The organism is Prevotella sp. CAG:255, assembly GCF_000431195.1.
In the GTDB taxonomy this organism is placed as follows: domain Bacteria; phylum Bacteroidota; class Bacteroidia; order Bacteroidales; family Bacteroidaceae; genus Prevotella; species Prevotella rara.
Genome location: NZ_HF986815.1, coordinates 26,810 through 43,936, shown reverse-complemented (window position 1 = coordinate 43,936; position 17,127 = coordinate 26,810). Strand labels below are relative to the sequence as shown.

At 36.3% G+C, this 17,127-nt stretch carries 11 protein-coding genes and 1 pseudogene (1 of these 12 running past the window's edge); 6 read left to right on the top strand and 6 right to left on the bottom strand.

Going from position 1 to position 17,127, the window contains the following annotated elements:
* A partial coding sequence (locus QVO66_RS07930) for an NAD(P)/FAD-dependent oxidoreductase (protein WP_369678045.1) occupies positions 1–591 on the top strand: 591 nt, incomplete at its 5' end.
* Positions 592–819: 228 nt separating this feature from the next.
* Here QVO66_RS07930 and secA read toward each other — a convergent pair.
* From secA to QVO66_RS07915, 3 genes are all read right to left on the bottom strand, one after another.
* A complete protein-coding gene (gene secA / locus QVO66_RS07925; RefSeq protein ID WP_021854928.1) occupies positions 820–4,197 on the bottom strand; it encodes a preprotein translocase subunit SecA in 3,378 nt (1,125 codons plus the stop codon).
* 94 nt (positions 4,198–4,291) lie between these two features.
* On the bottom strand, positions 4,292–5,725 hold the full coding sequence (locus tag QVO66_RS07920) for an alkaline phosphatase family protein (RefSeq protein WP_021854927.1): 1,434 nt from the start codon (positions 5,723–5,725) through the stop codon (positions 4,292–4,294).
* Complete coding sequence (locus QVO66_RS07915; RefSeq protein WP_021854926.1) at positions 5,715–6,944, bottom strand: Lnb N-terminal periplasmic domain-containing protein; 1,230 nt, start codon at positions 6,942–6,944, stop codon at positions 5,715–5,717. The genes QVO66_RS07920 and QVO66_RS07915 overlap by 11 nt, the downstream gene beginning before the upstream one ends.
* A gap of 61 nt (positions 6,945–7,005) precedes the next feature.
* On the opposite strand from QVO66_RS07915, the gene QVO66_RS07910 reads away from it, so the two are divergent.
* The 4 genes from QVO66_RS07910 to QVO66_RS07895 all read left to right on the top strand — a co-directional run bounded on the left by QVO66_RS07910 (position 7,006) and on the right by QVO66_RS07895 (position 12,058).
* Positions 7,006–7,743, top strand: a complete 738-nt coding sequence (locus tag QVO66_RS07910) for a type III pantothenate kinase (protein ID WP_021854925.1) — start codon at positions 7,006–7,008, stop codon at positions 7,741–7,743.
* Positions 7,730–9,031: a hypothetical protein gene (locus QVO66_RS07905; protein ID WP_021854924.1), complete on the top strand. Its 1,302-nt coding sequence runs from the start codon at positions 7,730–7,732 to the stop codon at positions 9,029–9,031. Before QVO66_RS07910 ends, QVO66_RS07905 begins: the two co-directional genes overlap by 14 nt.
* Positions 9,031–9,696, top strand: a complete 666-nt coding sequence (lptC, locus tag QVO66_RS07900) for an LPS export ABC transporter periplasmic protein LptC (protein WP_021854923.1) — start codon at positions 9,031–9,033, stop codon at positions 9,694–9,696. The genes QVO66_RS07905 and lptC overlap by 1 nt, the downstream gene beginning before the upstream one ends.
* 220 nt (positions 9,697–9,916) lie before the next feature.
* The gene (locus QVO66_RS07895; RefSeq protein WP_021854921.1) at positions 9,917–12,058 is read left to right on the top strand and encodes a peptidylprolyl isomerase; all 2,142 of its coding nucleotides are present in this window, start codon (positions 9,917–9,919) and stop codon (positions 12,056–12,058) included.
* 806 nt (positions 12,059–12,864) lie between these two features.
* Here the strand turns inward: QVO66_RS07895 and QVO66_RS07890 are convergent.
* Entirely contained in the window at positions 12,865–13,410 is a 546-nt protein-coding gene (locus QVO66_RS07890; RefSeq protein WP_021854920.1) for a beta-class carbonic anhydrase, read from the bottom strand.
* 246 nt (positions 13,411–13,656) lie between these two features.
* Between QVO66_RS07890 and QVO66_RS07885 the strand changes: the two genes are divergently transcribed.
* A complete protein-coding gene (locus QVO66_RS07885) occupies positions 13,657–15,651 on the top strand; it encodes a helix-hairpin-helix domain-containing protein (protein WP_021854919.1) in 1,995 nt (664 codons plus the stop codon).
* A 282-nt stretch (positions 15,652–15,933) separates the two neighbouring features.
* Here the strand turns inward: QVO66_RS07885 and nudC are convergent, their stop codons facing one another.
* Both nudC and QVO66_RS07875 read right to left on the bottom strand, forming a co-directional pair.
* A complete protein-coding gene (gene nudC / locus QVO66_RS07880) occupies positions 15,934–16,710 on the bottom strand; it encodes an NAD(+) diphosphatase (RefSeq protein ID WP_021854917.1) in 777 nt (258 codons plus the stop codon).
* A gap of 32 nt (positions 16,711–16,742) precedes the next feature.
* A pseudogene (locus QVO66_RS07875) lies at positions 16,743–17,127 on the bottom strand (bifunctional metallophosphatase/5'-nucleotidase) (it continues 1,387 nt past the right edge of the window).

Sequence of the window (17,127 nt, the reverse complement as noted above, 5' to 3'; positions counted from 1 at the left end):
GTAATTCCTGCTGCGACAGGAAAGGAACAGATTGTTGTAAATGGTATGAGCCCGAGTAATCGTTCTTCTAAATGGTCAAATAGCGGAATGGTTGTTGAAATTCATCCTGAAGATATTGAAGGTGAGCGTGATGCCTTGTGCATGATGCGCTTTCAAGAGAATTTAGAGAAGATGTGTTGGCAGCAAGGTAATATGAGGCAGACAGCCCCGGCTCAGCGAATGGTTGATTTTACACGCTCAAAACTCAGTTATGATTTGCCTAAGAGTTCTTATGCACCTGGACTAATCTCTAGTCCTTTACATTTTTGGATGCCAAAGATAATTGCGGGAAGACTAAAACAAGGATTTGAAACCTTTGGAAGGATAAGTCATGGTTTCCTTACCAATGAAGCTGTGCTTATTGCCACAGAAACACGAACTTCTTCGCCAGTGAGAATCATGCGTAACCCGGAAACATTGCAACATGTGCGTATTCAAGGCTTTTTCCCATGTGGTGAAGGTGCCGGATATGCAGGAGGAATAGTTTCTGCAGGAATCGACGGCGAACGTTGTGCTGATGCAGTTAAGCAATATCTTAATATGCAGAACTAATAAAATGTCCGAAGGGATTCATGTTGATTCGTATGTCATATTGACAGCATTATTTATGGGGACAGTTTTTATGCAGATATGCTTTTTGTATGAATAACGATTTGAATTGGCTAAGAAGATAGATTTATAGGATATTTTTATAAAAATAATTCACCCAAGATTACGTTGTTGAACGTCTTCTTGGGTGAATTGCTTTTATTTGGTTATAATAATCAACCTTATAGAGATTTATACGAGTCCTTTGCCGTGGCAGTTCTTGAATTTTTTACCGCTTCCGCATGGACATGGATCATTTCGTCCCGGCAGCTTATCTTTATGAATAGGCATCTGTCTTCTAGGCTCTGCACTTTCTCTTGTATCTTGTTGTGCTGCTGCCTGTTGTGCCGGATCTGTCATGTCGTCTTTTTGTTCTGTATAGCGTTGACTTCTTTGCTCTGGAGCTGCTTCGTGTACCTCTTCTTGTTGCATTTCTGGTATTTGTCCTCTCATAAGAATTCCGACGATTCGGTTATTCATTTGGTCTACCATATCATCGAACAGTTTAACACTCTCTAATTTGAAGATAACCAGCGGATCTTTTTGTTCATATGAAGCATTTTGTACGCTATGTTTCAATTCGTCCAACGCGCGTAGGTTCTCTTTCCAGCAATCATCAATAATATGTAACAGGATAGTTTTCTCGAATTGTTTTACGACACTCTTGCATTCAGTATCGTATGCTTCCTTTAAGTTACATGGAATATTGAAAATTCGTTTACCGTCAGTAATAGGAACCATTATACGTTCATATCTGTCACCTTGGTTTTCGTAAACATCCTTAATGACAGGCCATCCTACGCTTTGAATGCGCTCAGTTTTACGTTTGAAGTCTGCCATTGCTATTTGGAATGCTCTTTCTGCCAAATTGTCATGGCTATCGTTGGTGAATTCCTCCACAGTAAACGGACATTCCATTGATAGTATTTTGAGGAACTCATCTTTGCAGCCTTCATAATCGTTCTTTTCAATGATGTTTACAACGCGATCCCAGATGATGTTCGTAATATCCATTCCGATTCTTTCACCCATGAGTGCATGGCGACGCTTCTCATATACGACAGTTCTTTGTTTGTTCATGACATCGTCGTATTCAAGCAGACGTTTACGAATACCGAAGTTGTTCTCTTCAACTTTCTTTTGTGCTCTTTCGATATTTTTGGTAATCATCGGACTTTCAATACGCTCTCCATCTTTAAATCCGAGGCGGTCCATAACTCGTGCGATTCTTTCACTTGCAAATAATCGCATAAGCTTATCCTCAAGGCTTACGTAGAATACTGAGCTACCCGGGTCTCCCTGACGACCTGCACGTCCACGAAGCTGTCGGTCAACGCGTCGGCTTTCGTGACGTTCTGTACCAATGATAGCCAAACCTCCAGCAGCCTTTACTTCTGGAGACAACTTAATATCGGTACCACGTCCAGCCATATTCGTTGCGATAGTAACGGCTCCAAGTAATCTTTCTTCAACATGTTGATTTCCGTCAGAATCTGTAACAGTGACCTTTCCTAATGTACTACGTCCTGCTTCTGCTACGATATTAGCTTCTCGTTGATGAAGCTTTGCGTTCAACACATTGTGAGGAATGTGGCGCATCTGCAACATCTTGCTTAACAGTTCTGATATTTCTACAGATGTTGTACCAACCAAGCATGGGCGACCAGAATTTCGCATTGCTTCAATTTCCTCTATAACGGCGTTATATTTTTCTCTGGCTGTTTTATAAACTCGGTCGTCCATGTCGTTTCTTATGACTGGCTTGTTTGTTGGAATCTCAACAACATCGAGTTTATAAATATCCCAAAGTTCTCCTGCTTCTGTACTTGCCGTACCCGTCATACCAGAGAGCTTATGATACATACGGAAGTAGTTCTGAAGAGTTATTGTTGCAAATGTTTGTGTCGCTTCTTTTACTTTTACGTGCTCCTTTGCCTCTATAGCTTGGTGTAGACCATCGCTCCATTGTCTTCCTTCCATGATACGACCAGTTTGCTCATCGACGATTTTAACTTCACCGTCCATGACAACATATTCGTCATCTTTATTGAACATGGTATAGGCCTTCAGAAGTTGCTGTAACGTATGCACACGCTCACTTTGAACTGCGTAATGATTCAGAAGTTGGTCTTTCTTATCAAGTTTCTGTTGATCATCAAGTTCTTTTTCATTTTCCAATGCAGAAAGCTGTGCTGTAATATCCGGCAACACAAACAACTCCTTGTCATTTACCTGTTTTGCCAGCCATTCTGTTCCTTTGTCTGTCAAATCAACAGAATTTAATTTTTCCTCAACAACAAAATATAAAGGTTCAACGGCTTCAGGCATGCGACGGTTGTTATTTTCCATGTAATACTCTTCCGTTTTGAGCATACCAGCCTTTATACCTTCTTCTGAAAGGTATTTGATTAACGGCTTGTTCTTCGGTAATGCTTTGTGAGAGCGGTATAGGCTCAAGAAACCTTCTTCTTGAAGTTTTTGGTCGTTCTTCTCACGGCCTTCGCTTATTTTTTGTTTAGCCTCAGCCAAGAATTGTGTGGCCAATTTCCTTTGAACATCAACAAGACGTTCAACCAATGGCTGATATTCTTCAAACATCTGGTCATCACCATTTGGCACAGGACCTGATATAATAAGGGGTGTACGTGCATCGTCAATTAACACAGAGTCAACCTCATCGACAATTGCATAGTTGTGAGCTCGTTGAACAAGATCTGAGGGCGATATTGCCATATTGTCACGAAGATAGTCGAAACCAAACTCGTTATTTGTACCAAATGTAATGTCTGCTTGGTATGCTTTTCTTCTTTCAGGTGTATTGGGTCTGTGTTTGTCAATACAGTCAACAGATAATCCGTTGAACTCATAGAGCGGTCCCATCCACTCAGAGTCACGTTTTGCAAGGTAATCATTTACTGTAACGACATGTACACCGTTTCCGGTAAGAGCATTCAAGAATACAGGCAATGTTGCAACGAGTGTTTTTCCTTCACCTGTTGCCATTTCCGCAATCTTTCCCTGATGCAATACGACACCACCAAAAAGTTGGACGTCATAATGAACCATATCCCATTTCATATCGTTACCGCCGGCCATCCAGTGATTACTGTAGATAGCTTTGTCTCCTTCAATCCTAACGAAATCTTTTCTAATGGCAAGTTCTCTATCGAAGTCATTTGCAGTAACAACTACTTCCTCGTTTTCTGCAAATCTGCGGGCTGTATCTTTTATGATGCTAAAGGCTACGGGCATCACTTCATTGAGGGCTTTTTCATAAATTTCAAGCACCTCTTTTTCAAGCTTATCGATTTGAGCGAATATATCTTCACGCTCATCAATAGGTGTTTCTTCGATTTTTGCCTTCAGTTCAGCAATCTGTTTCTTTTGATCTTGAGCAGATTCTTGAACATACTTTTGAATTTCCTTTGTGCGGGCACGCAAAGAGTCATTATCAAGTGCTTTAATTTCTGGGTATGCCGCCTTGACTTTCTCAACTAATGGCTGTATCAGTTTCATGTCTCTTGACGATTTATCACCGAACAATGACTTTAAAAAATTATTAAAACCCATATCTATAATATTTTATTTTCTTTTATGAATTGTGAGTATTTGTGTACAAAAGTACAAATTTATTGTAAAAAAGTTATATTATTTTTAGCTTTATTTAATATAAAGGCAATGCTGAACATGCATTTGGGGCTCTAATCCTAATTATTTTTGCTATTGTAGGAGCTATTCTGTCTATTGTTACAGGTGTAATTAACTCCTCATGCTTTATTCCTGTCCCGTAAAAAATTACAGGAAAAGGAATTGCATTCCCTTTAGAAACATATTGCTGTTTTGTATCTTCATTTAGGAGTTTCCAGCCTGGTGAAACTTCAATTATTAAATCTCCACAATTGTCAGGGTTGTACCAGTTACGTAGTTTTGAATCATTCTTGTCGCCATATAGCATCAAGTCATTACTGGTAAACACATTCTTTATTCCTGAATTTTGTATCAAGAAAGATTGAGCACGGCTTAACAGATCACTTATATTTATACGCTTCAGCTCAATTTGTCTTAAATTTAAGAATATCTGATTGTAGAAACAGCTTTCAATATATTTGTCCTGTCCGTATATTGCGCCAAGATACATATTAAGTAAGTTGGCTGTTCTGTTTATATAGAAAGTACCACTAGGTATTCTGTATTTTTCGTAATTAATTTCTTTTTCATCGCAATATCCTGTACTTGTTACGACAAATAAAAGATTATTAATACCTATTTTGCTTTCGAGTTTTGATATTAACTTTTCAAGTTCTTTATCAAGTTGTATATATGTGTTTTGTAATTGTTGCTTGTTTATTTTTTTTACGGGAATCTTCACGCTGTATGTTAATGACAGCATATCTGTGATGTCATCAGTTCCCATTCCACAGGAATTCACGCATTCTAATGCAACATTTGTAATATTTGCATTTACATTGTCTTCAGTGAAATTATTAGCGTAAAGTAAATTATAAGATTCTAACCAACTTGGAGCTTTTTTGAAATAATATTTAGAAGAACACCAGCATTTGTTGTCTTTATTGAACCATAATGCTCCATCTGCAGCATGACCACCTCCGATAACTGCAGCATCACGCTCTAGAGCTATACTATATACAATGGCGTCACCTTCAGTTGCTATTTTAAGTTCGTCGTTTATGGTCGTGGTAATGATATTTTTTGGAGATGCTCCTTCTTTTGTGAAGATACCTTCATAACTATTGTCATCAACACAATTTACGGGAATCAAAGTGTTTTTGTTTAACCATCTGAATCCTGTTATTCCATTGGATGATGGAGATGTGCCAGTGGAAATTGACGCAATTGATGATGCACGGTCCACTGGAGAAAACATATATTGTGCATTGCTGTATACAGCACCATTTCTTAGGAGTTTCTTTATTCCTCCTTCGCTATAGTACGGAATAAAAGCTTCAATGTAATCTGTCCTTAATTGGTCTATGGCTATATTTACAACCAATTTAGGAACAGGTCTTACATTTTGTGAGCTTATGTTTCCTATTGATGCAACTGCTAAGAATGTTGCTGTAATGTATTTATTTATCATTGTTCTTTTTACGAATAATGTTATATATGCATCTTATCAGCAAAGATAATGCCAAAATGTACGTGCCCTCAGCGTAGTCCTGAAACAGCCCTCCGATAAAGAAGCATGCGATTGATCCTGAGAAATAGTACCAAAGACGATTTGTCCTATTACGTTTTACAATATTGTATATATAAAATAGCGACAAAGGATTAAATAAAAATATTTGCAGATTTGTACTTGTTGTAGGATGCTTTGAGAAAAACATCATTAATAGTATCAAACCTATACAACCATATATAAAAATTAAAAGTGCGTCAAAAAGCCAAAAATTCTTTTTAAAGCATATTTCAATGATTGTAGTTATTATTATACATCCAAGGAATATCCATGCACAAGTGCTGGGTCGTAGTGGAAATCCTTTTTCATTATTTATGCTTGTCTGACACTTTACTACATCATGCTGGGATAGAATTAAAGGGCGAGTAATGCCATTTTTGTCTTTTATAGTGGCTTTCTCGAAGTCATACATTAAATTATATGGTAAGAATTGGTATTCATTTAGATTGGTCTTTCTGTCTGCTTTTGCGCCAAGTAAAATGTCATTGCCAAATCTTGCCCATGGGTCATTATCATTAAATGAATGTATTAAATCTCTGAATGACGGATATGACTCCTTTTTATTAGGATAACATACCTCCCCGTCAATGTTGTCAAGCAAGATGTTGCGGGCGCGTGTGGTACAATTATCATAAAAGTAGTTATATCTGTATACTCTGTTCTCAGGTAAATAATTTTTTTCGATAGCTTTAATTATCTCCTTTTTTTCTTCAGCTGTGAGATTGAGAACTTGTTGTGTGACACTTCTGTTCTCATATCTGTATTCTTCACAAAAGGCATCAAATGGAATAATACCCATCTCATAATCAGTCAATCCGAAGATGAACCTTAGAATAAAAAAGGGGGCTTTGAATGAAAACATGCCATAATTGATGGCAATATCAATTCCCTTCTTTTTGTCGTTGTATCTGATGGCAGTATGCCCGTAAAGACTATAGACCTCTTGCCCTGGTGCACAGGTCAACAAACTTATCTCTATCGAATCTTCGTCTGTTGTTAGAGACTGCACGCTATTACTGGCACTTATTTCGTTTGTATTTAGCGAAATAAGGCATATTATGGTCAGAATTATAAATGTTTTGAAACGTTTCACGATGCAAAAATAATTCATATTTCTCATTTAACATACTATTATTCCAATTTTTTTAATAATTTTGCACGCTGTAATTTAAAACAGTCAAGTGAATCTGATTATAGATATAGGAAACACGTGTGTGAAATTCGCATGCTTCAATGATGGACATATCATTGAATGTGTTCGTGTTGATAAAAGCGATGCAATATATAGACTGACTGATTTTTGTAATAAATACCATTTTAATAAAGGTATATATTCTACAGTAGCGAGTCTTGATGACGATTTGGTGTCGGCATTTGAAAATTTGCCGTTTCCTGTAATCAAATTAATAAGCGGGAAAACTCCTGTTCCAATTGCTAATCGCTATGCTACTCCTTCAACGTTAGGTGCGGATCGTTTGGCCGCAGTTGTCGGTGCTAATTATTTACGACCTGATTGCAATGTCCTCGTCATAGATGTCGGCACGTGTATAACATTTGATTTTGTTACGGCTGAAGGCGTTTATGAGGGCGGTAATATTTCCTTGGGACCTACAATGCGTTTTTATGCACTTCATGAACATACGGCAAAATTGCCGTTAATTGAGCGAAAAGGTTGTGTGAAGATGCTGGGTGACACTACGGAATATGCGATAAGAAGTGGTGTCGTTCAAGGTATTAAATATGAAATAGAAGGTTACGTAAGAGCCTTTTTAGAAAAATATCCGGATCTTTTTGTTTATTTAACTGGTGGCGTTCATTTGAATTTGCATTTTTCAGAAAAAATGCCCATCTTTGCAAATGATTTTATTGTCCCCATTGGACTTAACAGAATATTAGAATATAACAATGAAATTGTATAGAACGGCGTTAAGCGCAACATTATTGTCGCTTTGTGTAATTCCGACATTCGCTCAAAGTGGAACTAATTCTCCTTATAGCCAGTATGGATTAGGACAGTTAAGTGAGCAGACTAGCGGTTTTAATCGAGGTATGAACGGATTGGGTTTGGGATTTAGAGAGCATAATCAAGTTAATTATATAAATCCGGCGTCATATTCTTCAATGGACTCGCTGACATTTATTTTTGATGCAGGCATGTCTGGTCAGATAACAAATTTCAGTGAGAATGGAACTAAAGTCAATGCTAATAATGCTGATTTTGAGTATGCTGTTGCCGGATTTAGGGCATTTAAGCATGTTGGTGTGAGTTTTGGATTAATACCGTTCACTAATATAGGATATAATTATTCTGTTACTGATTATCTTGATGGTGACAGAAGTACCACTTATACAAATACTTATTCAGGCAGTGGCGGTATCCATCAAGTGTATTTTGGAGCTGGTTGGGAATTCCTAAAAGGATTGTCAATTGGTGCTAATGTCTCATATATTTGGGGTGACTTAAACCGCTCTGTTGTTAACAGCTATAGTGACAGTTGGGTGAATACTTTGTCAAAATATTATACGGCAACTGTAAATAGTTATAAGTTGGACTTTGGACTCCAATATTCAGTTAATTTGAATAAGAATAATTCATTGACGTTGGGTTTGACTTATGGACTTGGCCATAAGTTGAATTCAGATCCGGAATGTCTGATTATTTCAACAAACTCATCGACTTCTGTCGCAGATACTACATCGTTTAGAGTGGATAATGGTTTGGAAATTCCGATGTCATTCGGTGCCGGTTTTATGTGGAATTATAAGAATAAGTTGAAACTTGGTTCTGATTTCACTCTTCAAAAGTGGGGTGGAGTAAAGTATCCGGTATACAATGTCGTTAATGATGTTCCGTCTTATGAATTAGTTGACAATTATTATAAAGACAGATATAAAGTTACTGTAGGAGGAGAATTCTGTAATAATGAAATGAGTCGTGATTTTATTGATAGAGTTCGTTTTAGAGCAGGCGTCTCATATTCAACACCTTATTATAAAGTGAACGGTCAGGATGGACCTAAGGAAATAAGCGTAAGTGCAGGATTCGGTATTCCAATTATCAATAGCTATAATAACAGGTCTATTCTTAATGTTTCCGGACAATGGGTTCATTCATCAGCAGATGGCCTGTTGACAGAGAATACTTTTCGTATTAATATAGGAATAACGTTTAACGAACGTTGGTTCATGAAGTGGAAAGTTGATTAATGTTTTTATTTAAGCAGACATTGAAATCCTATATATTCATAGTGTTTGTGTTTCTTTTCCTTTCTTGTCAGGAGGGAAAAGAGCACATTGCGCCAGCAATAAATCCTCGTGATTCTGTTGCCGTAATGATTTCCTATGGTGTTAATACATTGGTTTCAGATTCAGGCTTAATTAAATACCGTATTGTTGCTGAACGTTGGGAGGTAAATCAAGAGAAAAAACCATCTAGATGGATTTTTGATAAAGGTCTTTTCTTGGAGCAGTTTGATGAGAAGTTCCATGTTGAAGCCTATATTCAAAGCGATACCGCATATTATTATGATCAGTCAAAGATTTGGGAGCTGAGGGGGCGTGTTCGCGTAAGAACAGTTGATGGCATGCGCTTTTCAAGTGAGGAATTGTTTTGGGATCAGAACAGCCATGAGCTGTATAGTCATAAATTTTCTCATCTTATTACTCCAGACCGAGAGATGCAGGGCACTTATTTCTTGAGTGATGAGCATTTAAGACATTATACAATATCTAATACAAAGGGATCTTTCGTCAAAGGTAAATTTGGCGAAAATACAGATAATGATACTATTTTAACAGCGCCGGATACTGTTAAGGCAAAGAAACGATTGCCTACAACTCCTTCGGCCAAAACAGTGCATAAAGAAATTTAATGTTAAATAAAACTAATTTTAAACGTTTTGTAAATTTGATACGATTGTAGGTTATACCGAATAAATGAGCTAATACCGCATGAATTACAGTATGAAAAGCCTTAACAATGAACTTTTTAAGAGAAAAATAATTGTTTTTATTTTCTTTTTTGTAATTTTGTGCGCTAAAATGTTCAAATACTAATTTGAGGGAATAATAAAAAAATAAATATTTATAATAATGGCAGCATTAGGAAAAATCAGAAGCAAAGGCGTTATCCTCATCAGTATATTAGGATTCGCCCTTTTTGCATTTATTGCTGAAGAGTTGTTCCGCTCTTGTGAGTCATCACGAAACGAGAGCCGTCAACAAGTAGGCGAAGTTTTAGGTGACAAAGTCAATGTGCAAGATTTTCAGAAGCTAGTTGACGAGTACACTAACGTTATTAAAATGACTCAAGGTCGTGACAATCTTACTGATGACGATCTTAATCAAGTAAAGGATGTGGTTTGGAATACTTTTGTTCAAACTGAAATCATCAGCAAGGAAGCATCTAAGTTGGGATTGCAGGTTACAGATCAGGAACTGCAGAACATACTTAACGCTGGAACAAACCCGATGCTTCTTCAGACACCTTTCGTAAACCAGCAGACTGGACGTTTTGATGCTAATTTGTTGAAGAAGTTCTTGGCTGAATACAAGCAGGCTCAAACAACAAATCCGCAGATGGCGGAGCAGTATCAGGGTATATATAATTTCTGGACATTTATAGAGAAATCTCTGCGTCAGCAGGTATTGGCTCAGAAATATCAGTCATTGTTGGCCGGATGTTTGATTTCTAATCCTGTATCAGCTAAAATGGCGTATACAGATGAAAATCAAGAAAGCAATATCCAGTTGGCATCATTCGCCTATTCTTCTATAAATGACAACAAGGTAAAGATTTCTGATGCAGACTTGAAGGCTAAGTATGAAGAACTTAAGCCTCGTTTTAAACAATACGAAGAAACACGTTCAATCAAATATGTTGATTATCAGGTTTTGCCTTCTGCATCAGACCGTGCAGCTTTGAATAAGACTGTTGCCGGATATGTGCAGTCATTGAAGGAAACAGCTGATCCGGTTGAAATAGTAAGAAATAGCGGTTCTTTGGTTACATATTTAGGTATTCCTCAGACAAAAGCTGCATTCCCGACAGATATAGCAGCACGTCTTGATTCTATGGCTGTAGGTTCAACTTCTGCACCTGTAGAAAATAAGTTGGACAATACCATAAATGTAGTAAAACTTATATCAAAAGTTCAATTGCCTGATTCAGTTCAGTTCCGTGCAATTCAGGTTGGTGGCGCAACACCTGCTGATGCTGCAAAAACTGCAGACAGTATATTTACAGCACTCAAGAGTGGAGCTGAGTTTGAAGCAATTGCAAAGAAATATGGTCAGACAGGCGAGAAGAATTGGATAACATCTAATCAGTATCAGAATGCAACTTCAATGGACGCTGATACAAAGTCTTATATTGAGTCTTTGAATACATTGCCTGTTAATGAAATAAAGAACTTAAAACTTACACAAGGTAATTTGATTCTGCAGATTACAGACCGTAAGGCTATGACAGATAAGTATGTAGCTGCTGTGATAAAGAAACCGATTGAGTTCTCAAAGAACACATATTCTGCTGCATTTAATAAGTTTAGCCAGTTCGTCAGTGAAAGTCAGACTTTGGATGCTATGCAGAAGAATGCTTCTAAGTATGGTTACAAAGTTCAGGAACGCATGGATATACGCAATTCAGAGCATTACGTAGCTGGTATACATGGAACTCGTGAAGCTCTTAAGTGGATATTCGAGACAGACGAGAACAAGGTATCACAGCTTTATGAGTGTGGTGATAATGACCATCTGCTTGTTTTGGTTATGACCAAGATTAACAAGAAGGGATACCGTTCACTCGATGATGAAAATGTAAAGAATTATGTAAAGCAGGAAGTATTGCGTGATAAGAAAGCTGAAATGCTTATGGCTAAAGTTAAAGGTGTGAACAGCATCTCTGCAGCTAAGGCAAAAGGTGCTCAGGTTTCTGCAGTTAATCAGGTAACATTTGCTGCACCTGTCTTTGTACAGTCTACAGGTATGAGCGAGCCCGCACTTAGTGGTGCAGTAGCTGCAACAGCGAAGGGTAAGTTCAGTTCTGCTGCAGTTAAGGGTAACGGTGGAGTATATCTGTTCCAGGTTTTGGAAAAGAAAATGCGTCCTGTTAAGTTTAATGCAAAAGAATATGAGCAGCGTCAGCGTCAGAAGATGATGCAGTACGCGGGTAACTTTATGCAAGAACTTTACATAAATGCAAATGTTAAAGATAACCGTTACTTGTTCTTCTAATTGGATTTGAATATAAAGACGGTTTATTAAATAATTTGGCAGTCCCGACTGAAGATAATTCAGTCGGGATTGTTCTTTTTTATAATTTGGCTATTTTGTAAGCTTCCAACCTGTTTATTAAAAAAAGCATATCTAGTGCAATCTAGACTTTTTATCCTTAAATGTGTTTGTTCTAATGAAATTTAAGGTTATAATTCAGCTCGTGTGTTGTATATATCTGAGAGTGAATATAAATTCTGTATTTATTGTTTTATTCTGAAGGTTATAATTTTGTCTTATTTTTGATAGTATTTTACAGATGGGCAATGCATAAATTATGTCAAGTCGTGTTTTTACTGTTTTTTAGAGATGCTAAACGTTAAAGTCTAGTAACTTCATAATTGTTGTTCTTAATAGGTCATAAATGGTGCCTTGACATTTTTGATGTATGGTTATTTTATTCTATTGTGTCAGATAAATTTACTTTATAATGATGTATGTTTATTGATTTAATTTTTTATTAATCAATTTTTGTTTGTTGAAAGTTATGAAGTAATTGATTTTGATGAACTAATTCAGTTATTTTTACCATAAAAATCATTGAGTTTTAGGGTAAAAACAACTGAATTATATGACCGTTGTATAACGTATTGATATTCAGTTAGTTGCTTGTTTGTATGCTTTTATGCTGCAATATGACATATATTGAAGCGTAAAAGATGCCCTTTTGTGCTTTGAAAGGATGTATCTTATGCTCTGCTAATAATTCTTTTGATTGATCCGAGTAAATAATAGTTGCTCTTAATTATTCTGTCTGAGGTTTCTGTTTAGCATATAACCTCAGAAAGTTTGCCTGTATATGAATCTATAATAAATCCGCGTACAATAATGTCTTTGGGCATAAGAGGATGTTTGGCAACAATTTCTACTGACTTTCTGACAGCTTCTTCTGAATTGTTAAATCCATTAAGCCATGATCTGAAGTCAATTCCGCAATATTTCATCATGTCTATGTGTTCTTGTGAAACACCTCTTTCCAGCATTAGTCTGATCATTTCGTCTGGATCTAGATGCTGTGCTCCGCAGTCTGTGTGTCCTATAATCATAATCTCTTTGACTCCCAGTTCATACACTCCTACAAGCAAGCTGCGTATGGTGCTGTCAAATGGTGACTGAATGATGCCTCCTGCATTTTTTATCATCTTTACATCCCCGTTCCTTATTCCTAAGGATGCCATAAGTAATTGTGTAAGTCTTGTATCCATACACGATACAATTGCAACTTTCTTATCTGGATATTTGGTGGTTACATATGGTTCGTAAGCCTTTTCTGTAACGAACTGTTTGTTATAAGCTAGAAATTCGTCTATCATATTTGTTTATTTTGAATATAATCTTTAGGTTATTTCTTGTTTTAATTTATGGGCAAATTATGCAGAATCTTTTGCAAAATTAGTAAAAATAATAATATACGTGGAAACAGTTTAGAAAAATTATTCATATTAAATTAGCATGATTCGTTTCGTTTTCGTAAAAAATGTGTAACTTTGTAAATATCATATACTGCTTTTACAGAACACATAGATTTAACTTTCAGACTAATTACTTTAAATCTTCTGATGAAAAAACTAATTATATTTATATTTTTGTTTTGCATATCATTGCATATCGACGCTGAGCAGACACATGAATGGGAACAGTTTTTGTACCAGTTAAGTGAACTTGAGGATATAGAGTCTTCATCGTGGGAGTCTTCATTTGAACTTTTGTGTGATCTGGAAGAAAATCCAATAAATATTAATACAGCATCTAGAGAGGATCTGGAGCAGTTTCCTTTTTTGACTGCAAAGGATGTAGAGAATATCAGTGAGTATATTTATCGTTATGGACCAATGAAATCTTTGGGTGAACTTGTAATGATAAAAGATTTGTCATATTATAAGCGTAGGCTTCTTTTTTATTTTACTTATACAGGAGATACGCATAAAAAGGGCTTTCCGTCTTTTAAAAACATCGTAAAATATGGTAAACATGAGGTTGTCGGGACTATAAAAATACCTTTTTATGACAGAAAAGGTGACATAAATGGATATCAGGGCTATAAATATAAACATAGTGTAAGGTATGACTTCGATTATGGAGATTATCTACGATTAGGCTTCCTTGGATCTCAAGATGCCGGAGAGCCGTTTTTTGCAGGCCGAAATAGTATGGGATATGATTTTTATTCATTTTATCTTGTCTTGAAGAAAATGGGGCGTATAAAAACTTTGGCGTTAGGCAGGTACAGACTGCGTTTCGGAATGGGGCTTGTTATGAATAATAACTTTAGTTTTGGCAAGTTGTCAACGCTATCATCCATGGGAAGAGGTGGCAGCAATATAAGGGCTCACTCTTCAACTTCTGACGGAAACTATCTTCAAGGGGCTGCAGGTACATTTACTTTAGCCAAAGGGTTAGATTTAAGTTTATTTGTCTCTTATCGCAAGTTTGATGCTACTTTGAATAAAGGTGACAGTACAATTTCTACAATACTAAATTCTGGTTACCATCGAACCAAGACGGAATTGGATAAGAAAAATAATTCTTCACATTTGCTTTTTGGCGGTAATGTAGATTATCGTTTTGGAGGATTTTATGTAGGGGCAACTGCTGCATACACATCTTTAGATAAAGAGCTTGTGCCTAAAACTACTTCGGTTTATCGCAGATATTATGCTCATGGTAAAAATTTTTATAATGTGGGGGTAAATTATGGTTATACTGGTAGCCGCCTGTCATTCAGTGGAGAGACTGCAACTGGGGGCTGTAAAGCTGTTGCTACGATTAATTCTTTAAGCTATAGCATAACAGATCGTTTGACCATGTTGGCTCTTCAGCGTTTTTATTCATACAAATATTATTCGTTGTTTGCTGAAAGTTTTAATGAGGGTGGGGCTGTGCAGAATGAAAGTGGTATATATTTGGGAATGACATGGCGGCCGTCACAGGCGTTAAACATAATTGCATATATCGATTATGCTTATTTTGCATGGCCTAAGTATCAGGCTTCAAAAAGTTCATGTTCTTTAGATAATACGTTGCAACTGACATATGTTATGCCTAGATGGATATTTTCAGCACGTTATCGGCTTAAAATACGTGAGAAAGACAATAAAGATAAAACGGATTTAATCAATAAAATTGATCATAGAGCACGTTTTTCTGCTGCGTATAGTTTTGGAGCTTGGAAAGCTAAGACGCAGTCTGATCTTGCTTTTTCTTCATACAAAGAAAATAGTTTTGGATGGATGATAACGCAGAATGCCAATTACATATTAAAAAAACGGTTAAACATAAATGTTTCTTTTTCTTATTTTAATACAGACAGTTATGACAGCCGTGTGTATTCTTATGAAAAGGGTATGCTCTATTCATACTATTTCCCGTCATTTTATGGGCATGGTATTCGAGGTTCCTTTTTTGCCAGTTATGATATTTTGAAACAGGTCACATTGTTTGCTAAAGTAGGAACGACAAAATATTTTGACAGAGAAATAATTGGCAGCAGTTATCAGCAGATTAATCATTCTTCTGCCACTGACCTGGAATTACAATTAAGGATAAAATTATGAATTAAATGCAGAGCAGATAAGGCAATTTTCGTGTGTTATTAGATATCAAAATACCTTGTTGATAAAAGATGAGAACAATGTTAGGGCATTTTAATTCTGATTGTATCAGGTACTCATATTTCATTCTATAAGAGATGGATGCTTTCTGATCCTGATAGTAGATAGGGTGGTACATCTTTGTTACTCTATATTTTGCCCTATACATATAATCTAAATTTGCTGATTTGGCACGACTGATATTTTTATATATCAGGATATAAATTGAAAATTATTTTGTCTGCGTTAAATTTTATCATGATTTTCAATCCAATTATCAATAAGTTTTCTTGCAATAGACAATTTTTCCGGTATTGGTGGAAGATTGTCCATGGTGAACCAGCCACCTGCACCCAGTTCAGAACGTTGTAATTTTATTTCACCACTTTCGTATTCTGCATAAAAGCCAATCATTAGGCCACAAGGGTATGGCCATGGCTGAGATCCGAAATATTTAAGGTTTTTGATTTTTAAACTCGTTTCTTCCGTTACTTCCCTTACGACAGCTTGCTCAAGTGTTTCGCCTGTTTCAACGAATCCGGCAACTAGACCATAATAATTACCTTTAAAGTTGTTTGCATGAACAAGTAATACCTGATCATTTTTGTGTATTAATACTATTATCGCTGTTGCAAGTTGTGGCCATATTTCTTTTCCGCATTTCTCACATTTCTTAGAAATATCAGTATTGAGTTTCATGTGTCCGCCACATACGCCACAGAACTTTGTATTCGAATCCCAATAAAGTATTTCTTCACATTTGCCTGCTTTGAGATATAGTGGTTGGGGCAGTTTATGATATGATGCCCTTAAATTACACATTTCAAACTTATCGTTGTTAATAGGGCCGTCTATTCGATAAGTTTTTACTTCGTAAGATTCCAGTGGAGTTATATTATGGATGGTTGTATCTTTTCCAATTTCAGTAGGAGGATACTCCTGAAAAGGAATCGTATAACTACCGTCTGAATTCTTTTCAAGTAATAAATCTGTGTTATTAAAAACAAACCAATACTTCTTCATAGTTTATAAATTATAATATGGCAATTAATTGATTATCTATTGCCAAAAAGCAGGTCTTTATCGCGTCTTATTGCCGGTATTGCTAGTGATGATGGTACAAATTTCCAGTTGTCGTTTGTTTTAGGATTAACAATTTTAGCATCTTCTATTTCTTTCATGATGTAGTACCTTTGATCATGTTCGCTTTCATATATAATTCTGCCTTTGATTGAATCTTTTGGTATCCCGGCACCACGTGTTAAAAGTTCACCTCCGCCATTGCCTCTATAGCTGTTCATTGCTACGTTATACCATTTGTCCATTATAAAAGGTTCGCCATTTGACATCTGCAATATATGTATCTTATTTCCATAAGGTTTTGTTACATCTACTTCATAGTCAATTCCTGCTGCACTTTCAAAATTGAAGGCAAGATTT

Coding starts and splice junctions, on each gene's coding strand:
- secA (WP_021854928.1), bottom strand. CDS start 4,197: ATGGGTTTTAATAATTTTTTAAAGTCATTGTTCGGTGATAAATCGTCA.
- QVO66_RS07920 (WP_021854927.1), bottom strand. CDS start 5,725: ATGATAAATAAATACATTACAGCAACATTCTTAGCAGTTGCATCAATA.
- QVO66_RS07915 (WP_021854926.1), bottom strand. CDS start 6,944: ATGAGAAATATGAATTATTTTTGCATCGTGAAACGTTTCAAAACATTT.
- QVO66_RS07905 (WP_021854924.1), top strand. CDS start 7,730: ATGAAATTGTATAGAACGGCGTTAAGCGCAACATTATTGTCGCTTTGT.
- lptC (WP_021854923.1), top strand. CDS start 9,031: ATGTTTTTATTTAAGCAGACATTGAAATCCTATATATTCATAGTGTTT.
- QVO66_RS07895 (WP_021854921.1), top strand. CDS start 9,917: ATGGCAGCATTAGGAAAAATCAGAAGCAAAGGCGTTATCCTCATCAGT.
- QVO66_RS07890 (WP_021854920.1), bottom strand. CDS start 13,410: ATGATAGACGAATTTCTAGCTTATAACAAACAGTTCGTTACAGAAAAG.
- QVO66_RS07885 (WP_021854919.1), top strand. CDS start 13,657: ATGAAAAAACTAATTATATTTATATTTTTGTTTTGCATATCATTGCAT.
- nudC (WP_021854917.1), bottom strand. CDS start 16,710: ATGAAGAAGTATTGGTTTGTTTTTAATAACACAGATTTATTACTTGAA.